Origin of the sequence: Herbiconiux gentiana (genome assembly GCF_024978135.1) — a bacterium.
In the GTDB taxonomy this organism is placed as follows: Bacteria; Actinomycetota; Actinomycetes; order Actinomycetales; family Microbacteriaceae; genus Herbiconiux; species Herbiconiux gentiana.
The window spans coordinates 61,753-82,698 of record NZ_JANTEZ010000006.1 but is presented as its reverse complement, the minus strand read 5'-3'; the positions used below and the strand labels follow the sequence as shown (position 1 = coordinate 82,698).

Here is a 20,946-nt window from a genome sequence, read left to right as displayed (position 1 = left end):
TTAATGAGCTTTGCTCGGGTATCATCGCGGGATGATCTCTCGGGTGCGGGTTGTGGCGATGGCGGTGGCGGTCGTGGTGATGGGTGGTGTCGCCGGGGTGCCGGCGGCGGGGGCGGAGGAGCCCGGCGCTTCTGCCTCGAGCGCGCCGGTGCCGTTTGTGCGCGAGAAGTTCGAGCTGCCCGGGGGGAAGCCGGCGGGGAATGACCTCGCGGTCGATCCCGTGAGTCGCCAGCTGTACCTGGCGGGAGACAGCACGAGGGGTGTGTCGGTCTTCGACACCGTCACGCGTCGATTCAAGTCGTCGATCACGATCGGGGGCGACCGGGCGAACCTGACCAGCATCGCGGTCGATTCCGGACTGGGCCGGGCCCTCGTGCTGGACGACGACGACGAGACCATCTCGGCCATCGACGTGACGACGAACACCGTGATCGGTCGTATCCCATTGCTCGGGCCCGGCGAGACGTTCCGCCCGCAGAGCATCACGATCGACCAGACCGCCCATCGCGCCTACGTGGTCAACTGGGACGCCGCATTCCTGTCGGTGATCGACGTGAAGTCGCTCAAGGTCATCGGTGTGATCGACGAGTTCGGCGGCATCGAGGACGGCTCGATGGCGGCGGGCGTCGACGAAGCCCTCCACAAGGGGTATGTCTCCAACGGCCGGTCGGGCGTGATCTCGGTGTTCGACACGCGCACCGGCGGGAGTCTTGCGTCCATCGCGGGCGGAGGGATGTTCCCCGTCGACGTCGACGTCGATTCGTTCAATCATCGGGCCTACGTCGCGAACGCCTGGAGCAAGACCGTCACGGTGATCGACACGACTCACGACGTCGTGGTCACGACGGTCGCGGTCGGCGACGAGCCCGTCAAGGTCTCGGTCGACCCGAGCACGCGGCTCGTGTACGTGTCCAACAACCAGGACGACACGGTGAGTGTGATCGACGGCAGCGTCGACCGGGTGATCACCACCTTCGAGCGGAGCGGACCGTTCGGGGTGGGCGAGCACCCGTCCACCACGGCCATCGACCCGACCACGTCGACGGCGTACATCCTGGCGGGGTTCGACGCCGCGATCGTCGTGGTGGGGAGCGGGCGGGTCGGGGAGTCGTCGATCGGGCGGGTGGCGGGGGCGGATCGGTACGGGACGGCGGCCGCGGTGTCGCGGGAGACGTATGCGCGGGGCGTGCCGGTGGCGTACGTGGCGTCGGGGGCGGCGTTCCCGGATGCGCTGTCGGGCGGCGCCGCCGCCGCGAAGCTCGGCGGGCCCGTGCTTGTGACACCGAGCGGGGTGCCCGAGGTGGTGGCCGCCGAGCTCGATCGGTTGGATCCGGGGAGGATCGTGGTGCTGGGTGGTGCGCTCGCCGTCGGGGAGGCGGTGGTCGACGCGCTCGAGTCGTATGCGCCGGTGGTGGAGCGGGTCGGGGGTGCGGATCGGTTCGCGGTGTCGGCGGCGGTCTCGGCGACGACGTTCGCGGAGCATCCGGCGGTCGCGTACGTGGCGTCGGGGGTGACGTTCCCGGACGCGCTGGCCGGCGGGGCCGCGGCGGGGCGGAACGGGGGTCCGGTGCTGCTCGTGACGAAGGAGGGGGTGCCGGGGCCGGTGGCCGCGGAGCTCGGGCGGCTGAAGCCGGAGCGGATCGTGCTGCTCGGTGGGCGGGAGGCCGTGTCGGCGGCGGTCGAGGCCGAACTGGCCGCGATCGCTCCCACGACCCGGCTGGCCGGAGCGGATCGCTTCGACGTGTCGGCGGGCATCTCGCACGAGGTGTTCCGGGCCATGCAGACCGACACCGTGTACATCGCGTCGGGTGAGACGTTCCCGGATGCGCTGGCCGGGGCACCCGCGGCCGTGACCGACTACGCCCCGGTGCTGCTGGTGCGGCGTGACGCCGTGCCGGCGGCCACGGCGGCCGAACTGGATCGGCTGCGTCCGTCGCGCATCGTCGTGCTGGGCGGGCCCGCGGCGATCAGCGACGCGACGATGGCCGAGCTGGCCACCCACCTGCGCTGACGGCGGGGTACGCCCCCCTTAATGGGGCGGGCTCGGCCCCGCAGCGGCGCGGGAGCGCCGATAGCCTTGCGGCGAGGGGGTTCACCATGGCCACGCTGCTCTACCGCATCGGCCGGTTCGCCGCGCGACGGAGCATCGTCGTCATCGTCGGCTGGATCGTGCTGCTCGTGCTGATCGTGGGCGGCGGTCAGCTGCTGAAGCAGTCGTTCGCGTCGGCGTTCGAGATCCCGGGCACCGAATCGCAGCAGGCCATCGACATGCTCGACCAGCGGTTCCCGCAGGCCGCGGGTGGCTCGGTGCGGGTCATCTTCGAGGTGCCGGCCGGGTCGAGCATCCGCGATTTCGAGGCGCAGATCGGCGACGCCGACGAGGCGATGCGCGCGGCCCCCGACGTGATCGGGGTCAGCGGGCCCTTCGACGCGAACGTCACCGGCCAGGTCTCCGACGAGGGCGAGTACTCCGACCGACTCGCGTTCAGCACGGTGCAGCTGAAGGTGGCGAGCTCCGACTTCACCGAGGCCGACGCCGAGGCGCTGAAGGCCGCCGCCGAGGGGGCCGCGACCGGAGGGATGACCGTCGCCTATTCCGGCCTCACCGACGTCAGCACCGAGGCCGCTGACACCGAGCTCATCGGTCTCGGGGTCGCGTTCATCGTGCTGCTGATCACCTTCGGCTCGCTCCTCGCGGCCGGCATGCCGCTCGTGACCGCCGTGATCGGCGTCGCGATCGCCTACTCGCTGATCGTGCTCTCGACCGCCGTCGCGAGCGTCTCGTCGACCGCTCCCCTGCTCGCCACCATGCTCGGCCTCGCGGTGGGGATCGACTACGCGCTCTTCATCGTCTCGAGACACCGGGCGCAGCTGATCCGGGGGATGGATCCGAAGGAGTCCGCCGCAGTCGCGACGTCGACGGCGGGCAGTGCGGTCGTGTTCGCCGGCCTCACCGTGGTGATCGCGCTGCTCGGGCTGGCGGTGGTGCAGATCCCGTTCCTCACCGTGATGGGGCTCGGCGCCGCGGTGGCCGTGGTCGTGGCGGTGCTCGTCGCCCTTACGCTGCTGCCGGCCATCCTGGGGCTGTTCGGCCGGAAGCTGGTGCCGAAGCCGACCTCTCGCTCGGCCAAGCGCGAGCTGGCGGCGGAGGGCACGCACCGCACGCTCGGCGCCCGTTGGGTCGCGATCGTCACGGCGAAGCCGGTCGTCACCGTCGCGGTCGTCGTCATCGGGCTGATCGTGGTCGCGCTGCCCGTCGGCTCGATGCGGCTGACGCTGCCCGACGCCGGGTACAACCCGCCGGGGTCGGTCTCGCGCGACGGCTACGACCTGCTGAACGAGGGCTTCGGGCCCGGGTTCAACGGCCCGTTGCTGGTGACGGCCGACGTCTCGGCGGTGAAAGCGGCCGACCTGGGAGCGGCCATCACGGCCTTCGGCGACCGCTTCGGCGGGCTCGACGACGTCGAAGCGGTGAGTCAGGTCATCCCGAACCCCACCGGCGACATGCTGATCGTCTCGATCACCCCCGACTCGGCGCCCGACAGCACCGCCACGCAGAACCTCGTGCAGAGCATCCGTCAGGGCGAGCCCGCGTTCGAGACCGCCAACGGCTTCGGCTACCGGGTGACCGGCCAAACGGCCCTCGGCATCGACGTCTCCGAGCGGCTGCAGAGCGCCCTGGTGCCCTACGGCATCGTCGTGGTGGGGCTCTGCATCATCCTGCTGACCATCGTGTTCCGCTCGCTCGCCGTGCCCGTCACGGCCACCATCGGCTACCTGCTGTCGGTGTTCGCGTCGTTCGGCATCGTGACGGCGGTGTTCGAGTGGGGCTGGCTCGCCGACGTGCTGGGGGTGGCGAAGGTCGGGCCGGTGATCAGCTTCTTCCCCATCCTGTTGATGGCCGTGCTGTTCGGCCTCGCGATGGACTACCAGGTGTTCCTGGTGTCCCGGATGCGCGAGGAGTTCGTCAAGACGGGCGATCCGCACACGGCGGTGCGGCACGGCTTCATCGGCGCCGCGCGCGTCGTGACGGCGGCGGCGCTGATCATGTTCGCCGTCTTCGCCTCGTTCGTGCCCGGCGGCGGAGCCGTGCTGCAGCCGATCGCGCTGGGCCTCGCGGCGGGCGTCTTCATCGACGCGTTCCTCGTGCGCATGACCTTCATCCCGGCGGTGATGATCCTGCTCGGGCGCTGGGGCTGGGCGCTGCCGGCCTGGCTCGGGCGCATCCTGCCGAACGTCGACCTGGAGGGCGAGGGCGTGCGCGAGCTGCTCGGCGCGACCGAGTGGCGGCCCCTCGACGACGCCGGGCGGCCGTTCGCGGTCGCCGCCTCGGGCGCGTTCGTGGCCGGGTCGGGCGCCGCGCCCTTCGAGCTGCGGGCCGAGGCGGGTGAATTGGTGCTCGTCACGGGGGCGTCGTCGACGCATCCGGATGCGGTGGTCGCCGCGTTCGCGGGCCGCCAGGAGCTGCGTGGCGGGCATCTGCGGGTGCTCGACCAGCCGCTCCCGTTCCACGCGGCCGCCCTGCGGCGCAGTTCGGTGCTGGTGCAGCGACCCCTGGATGCTCCGGCCGACGACTCGGCCGGCGAGCTGCCGTCGGGCGCCCCCGGAGTGCTCGCCCGGCTCGAACGCGAGCTCGGGGCCGAGCTCGACGAGCTCTGGGGTGCTCCGATCGCCGAGGAGTGGTTGCGGAGCCTCGCCGTGGCGACCACCACCCGGGCCAGGCTGATCGCGATCGATGCGACGGGCATCCCGACCCCGCTGCTGCAGCGGGCGCTCGCCGTGCTGCACGACGCGCTCCCGCTGGCCGCGACCATCGCGGTGGCGCACCACGGCGCCCGGCTCGAGCTGAGCGGGCGGAGCCTGCGGGTGCTCACCCTCTCCCCCGCACCCGCGGGCCTGGAGCTGATGGCGCACCTGCCCGCGAAGGAGCTCGGTGCGCCCGTCGCGCCGCCCGCCCTCGAGGCGGGGGTGGGCGACGACGCCGCCCCGGACTACCCCGCCGCCCCGGGCTCACCCGCCCCCGGTGCCCCTGGCTCCACCGCTCCGGACCCCGGCGCCGCCGACCCCGCCGCCCCGGCCGACCCGACCTCCCGAGAAGAAGTGACCGCATGACGAGCCTCAACTCCCTCGTGCGCCGCGGTGACACCGCTCCCGTGTCCCCGCTCGGGCGCCGCATCGCCATCGGTCTCGCCGTGATCACGCCCCTGCTGATCGCCGGCGTCGCCGTCAGCGCCTTCCAGAACCCCGCAGGCGCGGACGCGGCGTCGGGCGACAGCTCCACGACGAGCACCGCGCCGAGCACCGCGCCCCTGCTCCCCGCGGCCGTGGTGAACCTCGACCAGTACGTCGACGTGACCGCCGACGACGGCACCACGTCGAAAGCCGTCTTCAGCAAGCTGCTCACCACCGACCTCACCGACGGCACCTCGGGGAACGGCTTCAGCTGGACCCTGACCGACGCGAAGACGGCCTCGGACGGCCTGGCCTCGGGCGAGTTCTCCGCCGTCGTGACCATCCCTTCCGACTTCAGCTCGTCGTTCCAGTCGGTGGGCACCGCGAACCCGGTGCAGTCGACCCTGCAGGTGCAGACGAACGCGGGCAGCAGCTACGCCACCCAGCAGCTGGCCAACGCACTCACGGCCGACCTCCAGGCCTCCGTCTCGCGGCAGATCACCTCGGGCTTCGTGACCAAATCGCTGAGCGCCTTCGAGACGGTGCGCACGAGCCTCGGGGACGCCGCCGGCGGCGCGTCCACGATCGCGGGCTACATCGACCAGTCGGGCACGGGGGCGGACGATCTGGGAGCCGGCCTCACCAAGGCTGTGGACGAGGGCGCGGTGCCGCTCACGACGGGAGCCCAGGGTCTCGCCACCGGGCTGGGCGCGCTGTCGACGGGCGCCGCCGCGCTGCCGGTGGCCGCCGACGGCTTCGCCAAGGCCTCCTCCGACATCTCGGGCGGCATCACCCTGCTGAAGAGCGTGCTCGCCGACGAGACGGCGGCGAGCTACGCGATCGACGAGCGGCAGAAGGCGCTCGAGTCCGACATCGCCGCGCTGAGCGCCGACGTGCCGACCCTCACGCCCGAGCAGATCCAGAGCCGCCTGGCCCAGCTGCAGGACACGGCCGCGGGCATCCGGGTCTCGTCGTTCACGGTGACCCTCGGTCTCGGCGTCGACGCCCTCGGCGTGACGGCGCTCGAGCAGTACTCCAACGGCCTGAGCGCGGCCCAGGCGGAGTTCGCCGCGAAGGTGCCCGAGCTGTCCTCGAACATCACGCTCGCCGCGACCGGGGCGAACGGTCTGGCGACCGGCATGGCCTCGCTCACCGACGGCCTGCGCAAGGCGGCGACGGGGGCCTCCGACCTGGGTGGCGGTCTGCACAAGCTGGCCGGCGCGCAGACGACGCTGGCGACCAATCTGCAGAAGGGGGCCGACGGCATCCCCGCCTACAGCCCCGAGCAGCAGACCCAGCTGGCGACGGTCGTCACCGAGCCCATCCTCACGGCGCAGACCGTCGTGGGAGGCTCCCCCTCCCCCGCCGCCGCCATCGCCGCCGTCGTGATCCCGCTGGCGCTCTGGCTCGGCGCCTTCGCGGTCTACCTCCTGCTCGTGCCGTTCACCCGCCGGGCCCTCGACTCGACGGCGTCGACGCTCCGCGTGGTCGTGACCGCGCTCGCCCCGGCCGCTCTGCTCGGGCTCGTGCAGGCGGCGGTGGTGTCGGTGGTGCTGTTCGCGGTCGGTGTCGATCCGGCTCGGCTGGCGGCGGGCATCCTGTTCTCGCTGCTGATGTCGCTCGTGTTCGTCACCCTGCACCAGGGTCTGATCGCGCTGCTCGGCCAGGCCGGGCGGGTGCTCTCGATCGCGCTGCTGGCGGTGCAGATCGCGGCGGCGGCGGTGATCCTGCCGAGCGGGGTGACCTCGTCGCTGTACACCGGCCTGGCCGGGCTGCTGCCGCTGACCAATGCCATCACGGGGCTGCAGGCGCTGCTGACCGGCGGGTCGACGGATGCGCTGCCGAGCTCCGCCGCAGCCCTGGCCGTGTTCGGGCTGATCGGCCTGGCGCTCGCTCTCGTCGCCGCCTCGCGCAAGCGGTCGCGCGACGTGGTGGTGCTGCCCGCGCTGCCGGCCGGACGCGCCGCGACCGCCTGAGCGCCCGGCGCCAGCGACCGCCAGCGACCGGCGGCGACTCGGGCCGCGACCGCCTAGGCGACCCGCGCGGCCTTCTCCTGCGCGAGATCCAGGAACAGCTCGGTATTGAACCGGTACGCCACCAGCACCTCGTCGATCACCCGCTCCCGCTCCCCGGCGTCCCAGTCGACGGCGTCGAGCTGCGTGCGGTAGGTCTCCTTGAACTCCTTCGGCTTCGCGATGTCGCCGAACAGGTAGAAGCCCACGCCGTTGGTCTCGAAGCCGAACTGGCGCTGCATCAGGGTGCGGATGATCTGGCCACCCGACAGGTCGCCGAGATAGCGCGTGTAGTGGTGCGCGATGAAGCCCCCGTTCCAGGTCGCCGCGACCTCCTCGATGCGCCGCACGTAGCGGGCGGTGGTGGGCAGCGGCACGATCTGCTCGCGCCAGTCGTCGCCGATCAGGAAGCGGAGGTCCTCGACGATCGCCGGCAGTCGCGTGAGCTTCGGCGAGATGAACGCGGCGGCCACGGGGTCGTTCTTCATGCGCTCGGCGGCCGCCTCGATCGCCTCGTAGATGAAGAAGTGCTGGGCGACGAGCGCGATGTAGTCGTCGCGCGACCCCTTCCCGCTCATCAGGTCGGTCATGAATCCGGCACCCTCGCTGTCGGAATGTCCTGTCCAGGTGCGCTCGCGGAGCGCCTGCGAGAAGGGGATCACTGCAGCCATGCGTTCAGTCCAGCCGTCGGAGGTTAGGTTGGCCTAACTCTAGCGGAGGGCACCCTGGTGAGGGCTAGTGCGTCGTCAGGAATGCGGCCGCGGTTCGACGCCGAGCACCGCGCAGGCCTCGTCGTAGAGCGCCACGATCTCCCGTCGCACCTCGGCGCGTTCGGCGATCGTGCCGGCGGGCCAGGCGACGGATGCGCGATGCACGCCGCCCGCCGTCGTGACGTCCCACAGCCCCCCGTCGCCGTCGAGACCGACCATCAGGGCCGACTCGGCCGACGGGTCGACGAAGGCGCGGGCGATCAGCAGGTTGTCGTCGGCGTGGTCGCCGTTCATGTGGCGGAGGATCGCGTCGACGACCTCGGGTGCGAATGCGGTCATGCTCCCGAACGCTAGTCGAGGAGCTGGGCCTGGAGGAAATAGGTGCTGCGGGCGAATGCCAGGGCCGCGGCGTTGCGGTCGACCAGCCGCAGCACCGTGGCGTTGGCGAATCCGGCGACCGTGCCGGCGTAGCTGTGCTGCGTCACCGGTGTGCCGTGCTCCTTCAGGCGGCTGACGAAGCCGTCGATGTCGACCCCTCCGGCCCACGCTGTGCCGTCGGCTCGATGCAGCAGCACGGGGGCCGGGATGACGCCGCCCTCGTCGTCGCCGAGCAGCGCGTGGTAGGCGACCACCGCATCCGCCGCCCCGCTCTGCGCGAGCCGCAGCGCGTACCGGCCGCCGAGGCCGAGCCCGATCAGGCCGACCCGCGCTCGCTCGGCCGGCTCGCCGGAGTCGGCGGCGGGCCCGTCGGGCGTGCGGGCGATCGCCACCGCGTCCTCGAGGGTCGCCAGGGCGAAGCCGGGGTCGAGGCGGGCCTCGAGCTCCGCAGCGCCGTCGGCTTCGATGCTCGCCACGCCGTCGAACAGGTCGGGCACGACGACGAAGAAGCCCTGAGCGGCCAGCGCACGGGCGTAGGCCTCGAGGTAGGGCAGCCGGCCGTAGGCGTCGTGCACGATCACCACCGCCGGCCGCCCGGCCTCCCCGAAGTGGAGCGGCCAGCCCGGCGACGGGATCTCGACGAACTCGGCCATCAGCCGACGCCCTTCTCGGCGGCGAGCCGCAGATGGTTCACGTGCATCGCGGTCTGGGCGAGGGCCGAGAAGCGGTGGAACGGGCGCAGGTTCGCCCAGCCCGCGGACCAGCGGATGCCCTCGGCCACCTGCCAGACGCTGGCGCCCGAGCTCTCCTCCAGCAGTGCGGCGACCTCCGCCGACCGCGCGAGGTGGTGCTCCCGCGTCTCCTGCACCCGGGCCGCGAGACCGGTGAACCGGTAGCCGTGGCCGGGCAGCACCTGATACATGCCGTCGGAGGCATATGCGCCGCCGGGCTCGAGCTCCTCGAGCCGGCCGAGCGATTCGAGGTGGTCGCCGATCGCGTCCTCAACCGGACCACCCAGCCCGATGCCGCCGAAGATCGAGGGGAGGAGATGGTCGCCCGTGAACACGAGCGACTCGTCGCGCACGACGACCGCGATGTGCCCCGGCGTGTGCCCCGGGGTGTCCAGGACCTCGAGCCGGCGCCCCGGGACGTCGAGCAGCTCGCCGCCCACGACGAGCCGGTCGGCGGACGAGCGGGCCGCGGTCACCTCGATCGACATCGGCTCGAGCGCCTCGCGCCGGCCGGCCGGCACACCCCAGCTGATCAACCGGGCCGTGGCCGCGCCCGGGGACTGCCGATCGCGCACGTCGGCGAGCCGGTCGATGGCGGACTGTTCGCGCTCGTGCAGCACGATCTGTGCGCCCACCCGCTCGCGCAGGTGCTCAGCGAGGCCGAGGTGGTCGCGGTGCAGGTGCGTCGAGATCGTGCTGCGCACGTCGTCGACCGAGCGGCCGAGCGTGTCGAGGGCGCTCTCCAGCCGCTCGCGGTTCTCCTCCGAGTCCCACCCCGGGTCGATCACGTGCACGCCGCCCGCGTCGTCGAGCACCAGGTAGCTCAGCGTGTAGCGAGGGGAGTTGGTCGATGCGAGGGCCTGCGGCAGCACGTGCAGCCAGTCGCGCACCGCGGCCAGCGGAGGAAGCCCCTCCCCCGAGGTCTCGGCCCTGAGCTCCTCGTCGCTGACCGCGACGACACCGGACGCCGGCGCCGAGCTCACGGCAGCCGCGCGATCGTCGTGAGGAACAGCTCGGCGAACCGGGGCGCGTCGACATCCAGCGCCACGTCGATCGGATGCGCGGCCGCTCCGCCCGTGGCGTGCACCGTGTCCTCCCCCACCCGTCGCCGCCGGTCGACCACGGTCTGGCCCCGGCTCGCACCGCCGAGCTCGACCCGCACCGGGTGGCGCTCCACCCGGAGGGCCCCGGGATCGACCAGGGCGCAGAGCGCGCCCGCGTCGCCGATGTGGCCGCCGAACGCCGCCGGGTCGGCCGCCTCGGTGGACTCGGGATCGGCCATCTGGAAGTGCAGCAGCGCCCCGGCCAGCCGCTCCGACGCCGACTCCGAGGCGAGCAGCGCGCGGGCCGCCTCTTCGTCGATCGTCACCTGGTTGAACACGTCGAGCCCGTACATGAAGGCGGGCACCCCTGAGTCCAGCACCGCAGCTGCGGCCTCCGGGTCGTGCCAGACGTTGAACTCCGCGACCGCGGTCGCGTTGCCGCCCGAGGCGGAGCCGCCCATGAAGAGGATGCGCTCGATCTTCGGCACGACCTCCGGGTGCAGGCGGAGCAGCAGCGCGAGGTTGGTCTGCGGGGCGAGAGCCACGATCGTGACCGGATGATCGGAGGCCAGCAACAGGTCGCGGGCGAGATCGACGGCGTGACGGGCATCCGGAACCCGCGTGGAGGCGGGCAGGCCCTGGTCGCCGAGGCCGTCGGTGCCGTGCACGTGCGAGGCCCGCGGCGGCTCGATCAGCGGCCGGAGCGAACCGGCGGCGACCGGCAGCTCGGGTGCGCCGGCGATGTCGAGCACGGTCAGCGTGTTGGCGACGACGTTCTCGAGCGAGGTGTTGCCGGCCACGCAGGTGATGCCGATGAGGTCGATGTCAGGATGCGCGACGGCGAAGAGCACCGCGAGGGCGTCATCCACACCGGTGTCGACGTCGAGCAGTACGCGATGGGCCACGGGCCCAATCTAGCGCGGGGTGCGCGTGGACCAGAGAGCCCACGCCACCAGCACGGGCTGGAACAGCAGGCGGAACGCGCGCTTGCGGTCGGTGTCGAGGCCGAAGGCGCTGCGACCGTGCAGCCACTGGGAGACGTTGCCCGGGAAGATCGCGGTGAAGAACAGGGCGGCCACGGTGCCGACGGCCTTCTTGTGACCGGGGAGTGCGACGAGCGCGGCACCCAGGGCGATCTCGGCGACACCCGAGGCGAGCACCACGGTGTCGGTGTCGACCGGCACGAACTCGGGGACCTGGGCCTGGAAGTCGCGACGCGCGAACGTGAGGTGGCTGGTGCCGGCGAAGACGAGCGCCGACCCGAGGGCGACGCGGGCGATGGTGCGGAAGGGGATGGCCATGGAGCAATGATGCTCCGTTCGGAGCGGATGACGGGAATCGAACCCGCGCTATCAGCTTGGGAAGCTGAAGTTCTGCCATTGAACTACATCCGCGTGCTCACCACGGCGGGCGAACGCGTCAAGTCTATACACTGACTGCGTGCTCCTCTCCGACCGCGACATCCGAACCCAGATCCGCGAGAACCGGGTCAGCCTCGAGCCCTTCGATGCGGCCATGGTGCAGCCCTCCTCGGTCGACGTGCGGCTCGACCGGTACTTCCGGCTGTTCGACAACCACAAGTACCCCTTCATCGACCCCGCGGAGGATCAGCCCGAGCTCACCCGTCTGATCGAGGCGAGGCCCGACGAGCCGTTCATCCTGCACCCGGGGGAGTTCGTTCTCGGCGCGACCTTCGAGCGCGTGAGCCTGCCCGACGACCTCGCCGCCCGGCTCGAGGGCAAGAGCTCGCTCGGCCGGCTGGGGCTGCTGACGCACTCCACCGCCGGCTTCATCGACCCGGGATTCTCGGGCCACGTGACCCTGGAGCTGAGCAACGTCGCCACGCTTCCCATCAAGCTCTGGCCCGGCATGAAGATCGGGCAGCTGTGCTTCTTCCAGCTCTCGAGCCCGGCCGAGCGGCCGTACGGCTCGGCCGAGTACAGCTCGCGCTACCAGGGGCAGCGCGGGCCGACTGCCTCGCGCTCGCACCTGAACTTCCACCGCACCGACGTGTCGACTGTGACGGACGGGTCGGCGGGGGAGTAGGGGCCCGGCAGCCCGGCCCCGTCAGCTGCCGGCGCCGCCCGGCAGGCCGGCCGCGCCGAGCCGCGTCGCGCCGCGCGAACGCGCCCGCTGCTCCTCGAGGGCCTCGGCGAAGCTCGCCTCCCAGTCGTCGGCGACGTCGATGCCGAGCCGGCGGGCCTCCTCGACCGAGAGCTCCTTCGGGAACCCGTGGGTGTCGGAGAGCCGGAACACCTCGGTGCCCGTCAGCGTCTGCCCCTCATAGAGCGCCAGGGCGGCGAGCCCGCCCTCGAGCGTGCGGCGGAAGGCGTTCTCCTCCTTCACCAGCACGGCGACGACCTCGTCGCGGGACGCGGCGACCTCGGGGTAGTCGGCGGCGTAGAGGTCGGCGATGACCGGGACGATCTCCGAGAAGAAGTTCTCCGACAGGCCGAGCGAGAGCGCGAGGCGGATGGCGCGGCGCAGCAGCCGCCGCATCACGTAGCCCTGCTCCTTGTTCGAGGGCCGAACGCCGTCGACCGCGAGGAAGGTCGCGCCGCGGAGGTGGTCGGCGATGATCCGCATGGCGGCGGTCTCGTCGTCGTAGGAGCGGCCGGTGAGCTGCTCGAGCTTCCGCACGATCGGCCAGAGCAGCGAGATGCGGAACACGTCGTCGGAGCCGAGCGACGCGGCCGCGATGCGCTCGAGCCCGCCGCCGAAGTCGACGTTGCGCTTGGCGAGCTCCTCGAACGAGCCGTCGGCGAGGCGGTGGTACTGCATGAAGACCTGGTTGCCGATCTCCATGAACTGCCCGCCGTCGCTGGCAGGGTGCGCCAGGCCGTACGCCGGGTCCTGGTGCTCGGCGCCGAAGTCGTAGAAGACCTCGCTGTCGGGGCCGCACGGGTCGCCGATGGGGGTGGCCTCGAGCGAGCCGCCGCGCGACCACCAGTTCTCGCCGCCGTCGTAGAAGAAGATGCGCTCGCCGGGCTTCACGCCGCGGGCGTCGCCGTCGGCCTGTGAGCCGATCTCGGCGATGCCGTTCGAGACGCCCTTCTCGGCGAACACCTGGGCCCAGATCGTCGCCGCCTCGTCGTCGCGGGGGATGCCGTTGGCCGCGTCGCCGATGAAGCAGGTGACGTAGATGTTCTCGGGGTCCAGGCCCACCACGTCGGTGAGGAACGCGTAGAACTGCCGGATCTGCGTCTCCTTGAAGTAGTCGCCGAGCGACCAGTTGCCGAGCATCTCGAAGAAGGTGGTGTGCCGGTTGTCGCCGACGTCGTCGATGTCCTGGGCGCGCACGCAGGGCTGGGAGTCGACGAGGCGGTTGCCGGCGGGGTGCGGCTCGCCGAGCAGATAGGGCAGCAGTGACTGCATACCGCTGCCGTTGAACAGCGTGCTGGTGTCGCCCCGCGGCACGAGCGGCGCCCGCTCGATCACCGTGTGCCCGTTCTTCTCGAGGAAGGCGAGGTAGGAGTTGCGGATCTCGTGGGCGTCCATGGCATCAGCTTCGCACAGCGCCGCCGCCCACGGGGCTGATCCCGACCCCCCAGCCCGGGGGCGTGCCGAGCCCGTGCCCGACTCGTGCTCAGCGGGTCGGCAGGGCCTGCAGCTGCGGCAGCTGCAGGGTCAGCCAGGGGCTGAACGCCCACGGCGTCAGCGCCACCGCGGTGCCGAGCTCCTCGGCGTCGGCCCAGCGCCACTCGGCGACCTCGTCGGGGTTCGGATGCACGGCGGAGGCCGCCCGCGCCGTGAACACCGGGCAGATCTCGTTCTCCACGATGCCGGAGGCGTCGATCGCGAGATAGCGGAAGTCGGGCAGCGCGAGATCGAGACCCGTGATCTCGAGACCCAGCTCCTTCTCGGCCCGCCGCACCACCGCATCCGTCATCAGCTCACCTGGTGCCGGGTGGCCGCAGAACGAATTGGTCCAGACCCCGGGCCAGGTCAGCTTGCCGAGCGCTCGCCGGGTCACGAGGATGCGCCCGTCGTCGTCGAAGACGTGGCAGGAGAAGGCGAGGTGCAGGGGAGTGCGCTCGGTGTGCACCGCGCTCTTGTCGGCGACGCCGATCGGGGCGCCGTCGTCGGAGAGCAGCACGACCTGTTCGTTCACTGGGGTCATTTCGCTATTCTCCTTTATTAGTAGACAGCCATGTAAAGTCGAACCGTGGACACGCACGATCTGGTCGCCGTATCGGAACGCCGACGGCAGCACGTCGAACGGGTTCTGGCGTCGTTCTTCAGCGATTCCCACTATCGCGCCACCGCGCTGGGAGCACCATATGCGGCGCTCTGGCAGACCCTCGAGCGCAACGCCTCCGGCGGCAAGCTGTTCCGGCCGCGCATGGTGATGGCGGCCTACGAGGCCCTGGGCGGCACCGACCTCGACGCGGCCGCGCACGTCGGCGCCGCGTTCGAACTGCTGCACACGGCGCTGATCGTGCACGACGACGTGATCGATCGCGACTTCGTGCGGCGCGGCGGCCCCAACGTGTCGGGCAGCTACCGCGACATCGCGACCACGGCGGGCATCCCGCTGCCCACCGCCGAGCACCGCGGCATGTCGGTCGCCGTGATCGCGGGGGACCTCGCGCTGTTCAACAGCTACCGGCTGCTCGACCGCTCCGGGGCCGAGGGTGTGCTGCGCACGCGCCTGCACGACATCCTCGACGAGGCGATGTTCGTCTCGGCCGCCGGAGAGCTCTACGACGTCGACTTCTCCATCCGCGCCGAGCCCCCGACCGTCGACGAGATCGTCGACATGGAGCGGCTGAAGACGGCCGGCTACTCCTTCGAGGGTCCACTGCAGGCCGGCGCCGTGCTGGCGGGCGCCTCGGGCGAGGCCGTCGACGCGCTCGGGATGTTCGGCCGCAGCATCGGCATCGCCTACCAGATCGTCGACGACCTGCTCGGGGTCTTCGGCGACGAGAGCGACACCGGCAAGACCACGCTCGGCGACCTGCGGGAGGGCAAGCGCACCGTGCTGCTCGCCCACGCCGTGACCCAGCCGGGCTGGACGGCGGTCGAGACGCTCTTCGGCTCGCCCGAGCTGACCGCAGAGGGAGCCGACCGCATCCGCGCCGTGCTCGAGGCGGGCGGGTCGCGCCGTTTCGCCGAGGCCCTCGCCCGTGATTTCGCCAACCGGGCCTGGGAGGCGCTGGTGACGGATGCGCTGCCCGACGCCGTGCGCCAGGAGTTCCAGCCCGTGGTCGCCGCGGTGCTGGGGCGGGTACGCTGAGCGCATGACCGGGCCGAGCCTCTACGACCAGGTCGCCATGGAGACCGCGTCGGTCGTCATCCGCCGCTACTCCACCTCGTTCGGGCTGGCCTCGCGCCTGCTCGCGCCCGCCGTGCGGCAGGACATCGAGAACATCTACGCCCTCGTGCGCCTCGCCGACGAGGTCGTCGACGGGGTCGCCGCCTCGGCCGAGCTGAGCGCCGCCGAGATCACCGAGCGCCTCGACGCGCTCGAGCGCGAGACCTGCAGCGCCCTGCTCTGCGGGTACAGCACCAACCTGGTGGTGCACGCGTTCGTGCTCACCGCTCGCCGCACCGGCTTCGGCGACGAGCTCACCACCCCCTTCTTCCGTTCGATGCGCGCCGACATCTCGGCCAGCCGGCACACGCCTGAGTCGTTCACCGACTACGTCTACGGCTCCGCCGAGGTGGTGGGCCTGATGTGCCTCGCCGCCTTCCTGCGGGGCGAGCGCGTCAGCCCCGCCGAGCACGCCGTGCTCGTCGACGGCGGCCGTCACCTCGGGGCCGCGTTCCAGAAGATCAACTTCCTGCGCGATCTCGCCGCCGACTTCGGCTCGCTCGGCCGCAGCTACTTCCCGGGCATCGACGTGACCACGTTCACCGAGGCCGAGAAGACCCGCATCATCGCCGACATCGACGACGACCTGCGCATCGCCCGTGCGAGCCTGCCCCGGCTGCCCAAGAGCAGCCGCCGGGCGGTCGCCCTGGCCCAGAGCCTGTTCGAGGAGCTCACCGATCGGCTGCGCGCGACGCCGGCCGAGGTGCTGGCCACCTCGCGCATCCGTGTGCCCAACCCGGTGAAGGCGCGGCTCGCGCTCTCGGCGGCGGCAGGGCGCCTGCCGCGCGAGCGGACCACGACCACCACGGCCCGTCGGGCCACCGAGGGAGACACGACCAAGTGACGGCGAAGACAGCGCTCGTGATCGGCGGCGGCATCAGCGGACTCGCGAGCGCGGCCCTGCTGGCCCGCGACGGCTACACGGTGACCCTGCTCGAGAAGAACGACGAGCTGGGCGGGCGCGCGGGCACCTGGGAGAAGGACGGCTTCCACTTCGAGACCGGCCCGTCCTGGTACCTGATGCCCGAGGTCTTCGACCACTTCTTCCGGCTCTTCGGCACCACCGCCGACGCAGAGCTCGAGCTGGTGAAGCTCGACCCGGGGTACCGCGTCTACTTCGAGGGCGAGGAGAAGGCGATCGACCTGCAGGCCGACCGCGCGAAGAACCTCGACCTGTTCGAGTCGCTCGAGCCCGGCTCGGGCGTGCGCATGGCCGGCTACCTCGACTCGGCGCAGGAGACCTACGAGCTGGCCAAGGAGTTCTTCCTCTATTCGACCTTCGAGAAGCTCGGGCCGGTGTTCACGGCCAAGCCCGTGCTGAAGCGCCTGCCGCGCCTGCTCAGGCTGCTCACCGAGCCGCTGAACTCGTTCGCGGGCCGCACGGTGAAGGACCAGCGGCTCGTGCGGGTGCTCGGCTACCCGGCCGTCTTCCTCGGCAGCTCGCCGTATGCCGCTCCGAGCATGTACCACCTGATGAGCCACCTCGACCTCGACGAGGGCGTGCTCTACCCCCAGGGCGGCATCACCACGGTGATCGCCGCGATCGAGCGGATCGCTCGCGCCGAGGGCGTGCAGATCGTCACGGGCGCCGACGTGAAGCGCATCGTGACCGCGGTCGACGGAGCGACGGCCGACGTGCCGCAGGCGGTCGACGCCTTCGACTACGAGACGACGATGTACGACACCGACGTGATCGACCGCGACGAGCTCGCCCGCCTGCTGGCGGGGGAGGAGCCGGGCGGCGAGCCCGCCCGCGCCGGCGGCGCCGACGCCGACGCCACGGACCGGCCCGCCCCGCGCCGCCCGCGCGTCGGCGGCGTGCAGTACATCGACCACGGGGGCCGCGCGCACTCCCTCGAGGCCGACGTCGTGGTCTCGACGGCCGACCTCTGGCACACCGAGACGAGCCTGCTGCTGCCCGAGCTGCAGACCTACCCCGAGTCGTACTGGGAGAAGCGCACGGCCGGCCCGAGCGCCCTGCTCGTGCTGCTCGGCGTCGAGGGCGAGCTGCCCGAGCTCGAGCACCACACCCTGTTCTTCACGAAGGACTGGAAGTCGAACTTCAGCAAGATCTTCGACGACCTCGAGGTTCCCGACCCCGCGTCGCTGTACGTCTGCAAGCCCAGCGCCACCGACCCCGGGGTCGCCCCCGAGGGCCACGAGAACCTCTTCGTGCTCGTGCCGCTGCCGCCCGACCCGGCCATCGGCAAGGGTGGGGTCGACGGGGCGGGCGACGCGCGCATCGAGCAGCTCGCCGACACCGTGATCGAGCAGATCGCCACCTGGGCGGGCATCCCCGACCTCGCCGAGCGCGTGGTCGTGCGCCGCACCATCGGCCCGGCCGACTTCCTCGAGACGCTGAACGCCTGGCGGGGAACCGCCCTGGGGCCGGCGCACACGCTGCGCCAGAGCGCCATGTTCCGCGCGCGCAACGTGAGCACCAAGGTCGACGGCCTCTACTACGCGGGCGGCTCGACGACTCCAGGCATCGGCCTGCCGATGTGTCTGATCAGCGCTGAACTGGTGCTGAAGCGGCTGCACGGCGACACGACCACGACGGCTCTGCCCGAGCCGCTCGCACTCTAGGGCGAGCCCGGCATGGGCATCCTGTATCTCGCCGCCCTGCTGGTGTCGCTCACCGGCATGGTGGTGCTCGATCGGCGGTTCCGGCTGTTCTTCTTCGACGCCCCGCGGCGGGCGGCGATCGTGCTCGTGACCGGCGTGCTGTTCTTCGTGGTGTGGGACCTGTGCGGCATCGGCCTCGGCATCTTCTTCCGCGGCGAGACGGCGTTCATGACCGGGCTCCAGGTGGCGCCCGAGCTGCCGGTCGAGGAGCTGTTCTTCCTCACCCTGCTCTGCTACCTCACGATGAACGTGTTCCGCGGGGCGCAGCTCCTGCTCGAGCGACGGAGGGCGGCATGACCTACTGGGCCCTGAACGCCGTGTTCCTCGCCGTGGTGGCGGTCGTGGCGGTGGTCGCCGCCGTGGTCGTGCGGCGGGCGCATCCGCATGCCCGTCGAGGCATACTGGGCGTCTTCGGACTCACGCTCGGCCTGCTGCTGGTGCTCACGGCGCTGTTCGACAACGTCATGATCGCGGTCGGGCTCGTCGGATACGACGAGGGACGCATCTCGGGGGCCTTCATCGGCATCGCCCCGCTCGAGGACTTCGCCTACGCGCTCGCGGCGGCGGTGCTGCTGCCGTCGCTCTGGCTGCTGCTCGGTTCGCGGAGCCGCGCATGATCCGGCAGCTGCTGGTCTCGTCGCGGCCTCTGTCGTGGGTGAACACCGCGTTCCCGTTCGCGGCGGGGTACCTGATGACCACCCGCGAGGTCGACCTGGTGTTCGTGCTCGGCACGATCTACTTCCTCATCCCGTACAACCTCGCGATGTACGGCATCAACGACGTCTTCGACTACGAGTCCGACCTGCGTAACCCGCGGAAGGGCGGGGTCGAGGGCGCTGTGCTCGATCGGTCGCTGCACAGGGTGACGCTCTGGGCCGTGGCGATCACGAACATCCCGTTCCTCGTCTACCTCGTCGCCGTCGGGTCGCCCCTGTCCTGGCTCGTGCTGGCCGTGAGCGTCTTCGCCGTGATCGCGTACAGCATGAAGGGGCTGCGCTTCAAGGAGCGGCCGTTCCTGGATTCGCTGACCTCGTCGACCCACTTCGTCAGCCCGCTGGTCTACGGTCTCGTGCTGGCGGGGGCGGTGTTCACGCCGGCCCTCTGGGCGGTGCTCGGTGCCTTCTTCCTCTGGGGGGTGGCGAGCCACGCCTTCGGCGCGGTGCAGGACATCGTCGCCGACCGCGAGGGCGGCATCTCCTCGATCGCGACCGTGATCGGCGGGCGGGCGACCGTGCGCTTCGCCTTCGCCTGCTACGTGCTCGCCGGCCTGCTGCTGCTCGCTTCGGACTGGCCAGGGCCCATCGCCGCTGTGCTGGCCCTGCCCTACGCGCTGAGCGTCGTGCCCTACTGGTCGGTGCGGGACGAGGACGCCGAGAGCGCCAACCGGGGCTGGAAGCGCTTCCTGCTGTTCAACTTCCTGAGCGGCTTCGTGGTGACGATGCTGCTGATCTGGACCTGGGTGCTGCGTCCGTGAGCTGACCGGCCGTCTGTCTACACTGCTGGGATGGAACGACGGCCCGCCCGGGAGCGCATCGGAGCCGCGCGCTCGCGGGTGCGGGGGATCGCGGAGCGCCGGCCCCGGCTGCTGATCGGCATCACGGCCGCGTGCGCGGCGCTCGCCCTGGTGGCCTCCGGGATCTCGGTCTGGGCGGTCGCGTCGGAGCCGGCCCCCGAGCCGACCCTCGTCGCCGACGGGCCGGGTCCGTCGGGGCTGACGCTTCGACGGCAGGCCGGCAGCCCCGAACGCACGGTCGACTACAGCTTCGGCCACACCATCGACCACGCCGTGCCGAGCCCTTCGGCGCGGCTGGACGCCGCCATGCGGGTGCCGTTCGAGCTGGGTGCCGACGCGACGGCGTTCCGGGTGCATCTCCGCAACTGGCAGTTCGACACCGAGCAGGTGTTCACCGACCCCGTGACGATCACGGGCATGGCGGTGGGGGAGCAGGCGGCGTCGCCGATCGGGGCGGGAGGAGCATCCGTCACCGGTCTCAGCGGCGAGTTCGAGGGCGCGCCCGTGGGGGTCTCGGGAACCGTGAACCTGGCGGCGGAGGGGGTGGTGACCGACTGGATCGAACCCGACCGGTTCGCCCTCGAGGCGCACACGGGCTACCTGCTCGCGCTCGGCTTCACGGCGCCGGCGGGGGCGACCCTGGCCACGACACCCGGGGTCTCGTGGCTCGACACCGGCGGGGCCTCGCAGCGCTTCGCCGCGAGCGGGCCGGTCGGGCAGGCGGTGTCGCTCGGCTACTTCGACGTCTGGATCGAGTACCGCGTCGATCCCGACGTGCCGGTGCTGGTGAGCATCGGGCACTCGCTGAACGCGCCGGGCAGCTACGACGAGGCGGCCTCGCCCACCCGCGGGCAGGCCACGGCGTGGCCGCAGCAGTGGGCGCTGTCGAACGACGCGGCCGCGGTGACGTTCGCGTCGCCGGGCGCGCAGACCCCGGTGTTCGCACCCGGCTCGGCGAAGTGGGACGAGTACGGCGAGCTCGACCCCGACGTCGTGACCATCTGGACCGCGTCGAACGACATCGCGCACGGCCGCCCGCTGGCCGACATCCAGCGCGACTGGGCGGGGATGGTGGCGACGGTGCATCGATCCTGGCCGGATGCGCGGGTGTACGCCCTGACGGAGCCGCCCCGCGATCTCGGCCCGGCCGAGGAGCAGACCCGGCTCGATTGGAACGCATGGCTCGCGCTGGTGCCGGCCGGGATCGACCGGGTGATCGACGCCGACTACGCGCTGCGCGACCCGCTGCAGCCGTCGCTGCTGAGGGCCGACGTGAACGCCGACGGGATCCACTTCTCGGCGCGGGGGCACTCGATCATCGCGGGCCTCGTGCCGGTGCCGCGGCTCTGAGGCGGCGGGTGGGGGCCGGCGGGTGGTGACCGGCGGGCGGGGCCGCCGGGCTGGATCGCGGGTGCGGGTCGTCCGCCGTTCACGGGGGCGGGGTAGGG

General features: G+C 71.7%; 19 protein-coding genes and 1 tRNA gene. 11 read left to right on the top strand and 9 right to left on the bottom strand.

Annotated elements, in window-relative coordinates:
* Nucleotides 1-31: 31 nt before the first annotated feature.
* The 3 genes from NVV95_RS14900 (at nucleotide 32) to NVV95_RS14890 (ending at nucleotide 7,148) form a co-directional block, all read left to right on the top strand.
* The gene (locus tag NVV95_RS14900; protein WP_259487347.1) at nucleotides 32-2,011 is read left to right on the top strand and encodes a cell wall-binding repeat-containing protein; all 1,980 of its coding nucleotides are present in this window, start codon (nucleotides 32-34) and stop codon (nucleotides 2,009-2,011) included.
* 86 nt (nucleotides 2,012-2,097) lie between these two features.
* Nucleotides 2,098-5,112: an MMPL family transporter gene (locus tag NVV95_RS14895; protein WP_269909053.1), complete on the top strand. Its 3,015-nt coding sequence runs from the start codon at nucleotides 2,098-2,100 to the stop codon at nucleotides 5,110-5,112.
* Nucleotides 5,109-7,148, top strand: coding sequence for a YhgE/Pip domain-containing protein (locus NVV95_RS14890; RefSeq protein ID WP_259487346.1), 2,040 nt, complete (start codon nucleotides 5,109-5,111; stop codon nucleotides 7,146-7,148). The genes NVV95_RS14895 and NVV95_RS14890 overlap by 4 nt, the downstream gene beginning before the upstream one ends.
* Nucleotides 7,149-7,201: 53 nt before the next feature.
* Here the strand turns inward: NVV95_RS14890 and NVV95_RS14885 are convergent, their stop codons facing one another.
* From NVV95_RS14885 to NVV95_RS14855, 7 genes are all read right to left on the bottom strand, one after another.
* Nucleotides 7,202-7,855, bottom strand: a complete 654-nt coding sequence (locus tag NVV95_RS14885; protein ID WP_259487345.1) for a biliverdin-producing heme oxygenase — start codon at nucleotides 7,853-7,855, stop codon at nucleotides 7,202-7,204.
* A 75-nt stretch (nucleotides 7,856-7,930) separates the two neighbouring features.
* Nucleotides 7,931-8,233, bottom strand: coding sequence for a DUF2470 domain-containing protein (locus NVV95_RS14880; RefSeq protein WP_259487344.1), 303 nt, complete (start codon nucleotides 8,231-8,233; stop codon nucleotides 7,931-7,933).
* Nucleotides 8,234-8,244: 11 nt separating this feature from the next.
* Nucleotides 8,245-8,925, bottom strand: a complete 681-nt coding sequence (locus NVV95_RS14875; RefSeq protein ID WP_259487343.1) for a dienelactone hydrolase family protein — start codon at nucleotides 8,923-8,925, stop codon at nucleotides 8,245-8,247.
* Nucleotides 8,925-9,986: an MBL fold metallo-hydrolase gene (locus NVV95_RS14870; protein ID WP_259487342.1), complete on the bottom strand. Its 1,062-nt coding sequence runs from the start codon at nucleotides 9,984-9,986 to the stop codon at nucleotides 8,925-8,927. The genes NVV95_RS14875 and NVV95_RS14870 overlap by 1 nt, the downstream gene beginning before the upstream one ends.
* The gene (locus NVV95_RS14865; protein ID WP_259487341.1) at nucleotides 9,983-10,951 is read right to left on the bottom strand and encodes a nucleoside hydrolase; all 969 of its coding nucleotides are present in this window, start codon (nucleotides 10,949-10,951) and stop codon (nucleotides 9,983-9,985) included. The genes NVV95_RS14870 and NVV95_RS14865 overlap by 4 nt, the downstream gene beginning before the upstream one ends.
* A 9-nt stretch (nucleotides 10,952-10,960) precedes the next feature.
* A complete protein-coding gene (locus tag NVV95_RS14860; RefSeq protein ID WP_259487340.1) occupies nucleotides 10,961-11,347 on the bottom strand; it encodes a DoxX family protein in 387 nt (128 codons plus the stop codon).
* 22 nt (nucleotides 11,348-11,369) lie between these two features.
* Nucleotides 11,370-11,440, bottom strand: a tRNA-Gly gene (locus NVV95_RS14855).
* A gap of 46 nt (nucleotides 11,441-11,486) precedes the next feature.
* On the opposite strand from NVV95_RS14855, the gene dcd reads away from it, so the two are divergent.
* The gene (dcd, locus tag NVV95_RS14850) at nucleotides 11,487-12,092 is read left to right on the top strand and encodes a dCTP deaminase (protein ID WP_259487339.1); all 606 of its coding nucleotides are present in this window, start codon (nucleotides 11,487-11,489) and stop codon (nucleotides 12,090-12,092) included.
* Nucleotides 12,093-12,113: 21 nt separating this feature from the next.
* On the opposite strand, the gene NVV95_RS14845 is transcribed toward dcd, so the two are convergent.
* Both NVV95_RS14845 and idi read right to left on the bottom strand, forming a co-directional pair.
* Complete coding sequence (locus tag NVV95_RS14845) at nucleotides 12,114-13,544, bottom strand: alanine--tRNA ligase-related protein (protein ID WP_259487338.1); 1,431 nt, start codon at nucleotides 13,542-13,544, stop codon at nucleotides 12,114-12,116.
* 88 nt (nucleotides 13,545-13,632) lie between these two features.
* A complete protein-coding gene (idi, locus tag NVV95_RS14840; RefSeq protein WP_259487337.1) occupies nucleotides 13,633-14,166 on the bottom strand; it encodes an isopentenyl-diphosphate Delta-isomerase in 534 nt (177 codons plus the stop codon).
* A 45-nt stretch (nucleotides 14,167-14,211) separates the two neighbouring features.
* On the opposite strand from idi, the gene NVV95_RS14835 reads away from it, so the two are divergent.
* The 7 genes from NVV95_RS14835 to NVV95_RS14805 are packed head-to-tail and all read left to right on the top strand — an operon-like array spanning nucleotide 14,212 to nucleotide 20,848.
* Nucleotides 14,212-15,282 carry a polyprenyl synthetase family protein gene (locus NVV95_RS14835; protein WP_259487336.1) on the top strand — a complete coding sequence of 357 codons (1,071 nt, stop codon included), beginning with the start codon at nucleotides 14,212-14,214 and terminating at the stop codon, nucleotides 15,280-15,282.
* Between the two features lie 4 nt (nucleotides 15,283-15,286).
* Nucleotides 15,287-16,204, top strand: coding sequence for a phytoene/squalene synthase family protein (locus tag NVV95_RS14830; protein ID WP_259487335.1), 918 nt, complete (start codon nucleotides 15,287-15,289; stop codon nucleotides 16,202-16,204).
* Entirely contained in the window at nucleotides 16,201-17,946 is a 1,746-nt protein-coding gene (gene crtI / locus NVV95_RS14825) for a phytoene desaturase family protein (protein WP_259487334.1), read from the top strand. Before NVV95_RS14830 ends, crtI begins: the two co-directional genes overlap by 4 nt.
* A gap of 12 nt (nucleotides 17,947-17,958) precedes the next feature.
* Nucleotides 17,959-18,282: a lycopene cyclase domain-containing protein gene (locus NVV95_RS14820; protein WP_259487333.1), complete on the top strand. Its 324-nt coding sequence runs from the start codon at nucleotides 17,959-17,961 to the stop codon at nucleotides 18,280-18,282.
* Nucleotides 18,279-18,602, top strand: a complete 324-nt coding sequence (locus NVV95_RS14815) for a lycopene cyclase domain-containing protein (protein WP_259487332.1) — start codon at nucleotides 18,279-18,281, stop codon at nucleotides 18,600-18,602. Before NVV95_RS14820 ends, NVV95_RS14815 begins: the two co-directional genes overlap by 4 nt.
* Nucleotides 18,599-19,459 carry a prenyltransferase gene (locus tag NVV95_RS14810; protein ID WP_259487331.1) on the top strand — a complete coding sequence of 287 codons (861 nt, stop codon included), beginning with the start codon at nucleotides 18,599-18,601 and terminating at the stop codon, nucleotides 19,457-19,459. Before NVV95_RS14815 ends, NVV95_RS14810 begins: the two co-directional genes overlap by 4 nt.
* 30 nt (nucleotides 19,460-19,489) lie before the next feature.
* A complete protein-coding gene (locus tag NVV95_RS14805) occupies nucleotides 19,490-20,848 on the top strand; it encodes an SGNH/GDSL hydrolase family protein (RefSeq protein WP_259487330.1) in 1,359 nt (452 codons plus the stop codon).
* Nucleotides 20,849-20,946 lie beyond the last annotated feature (98 nt).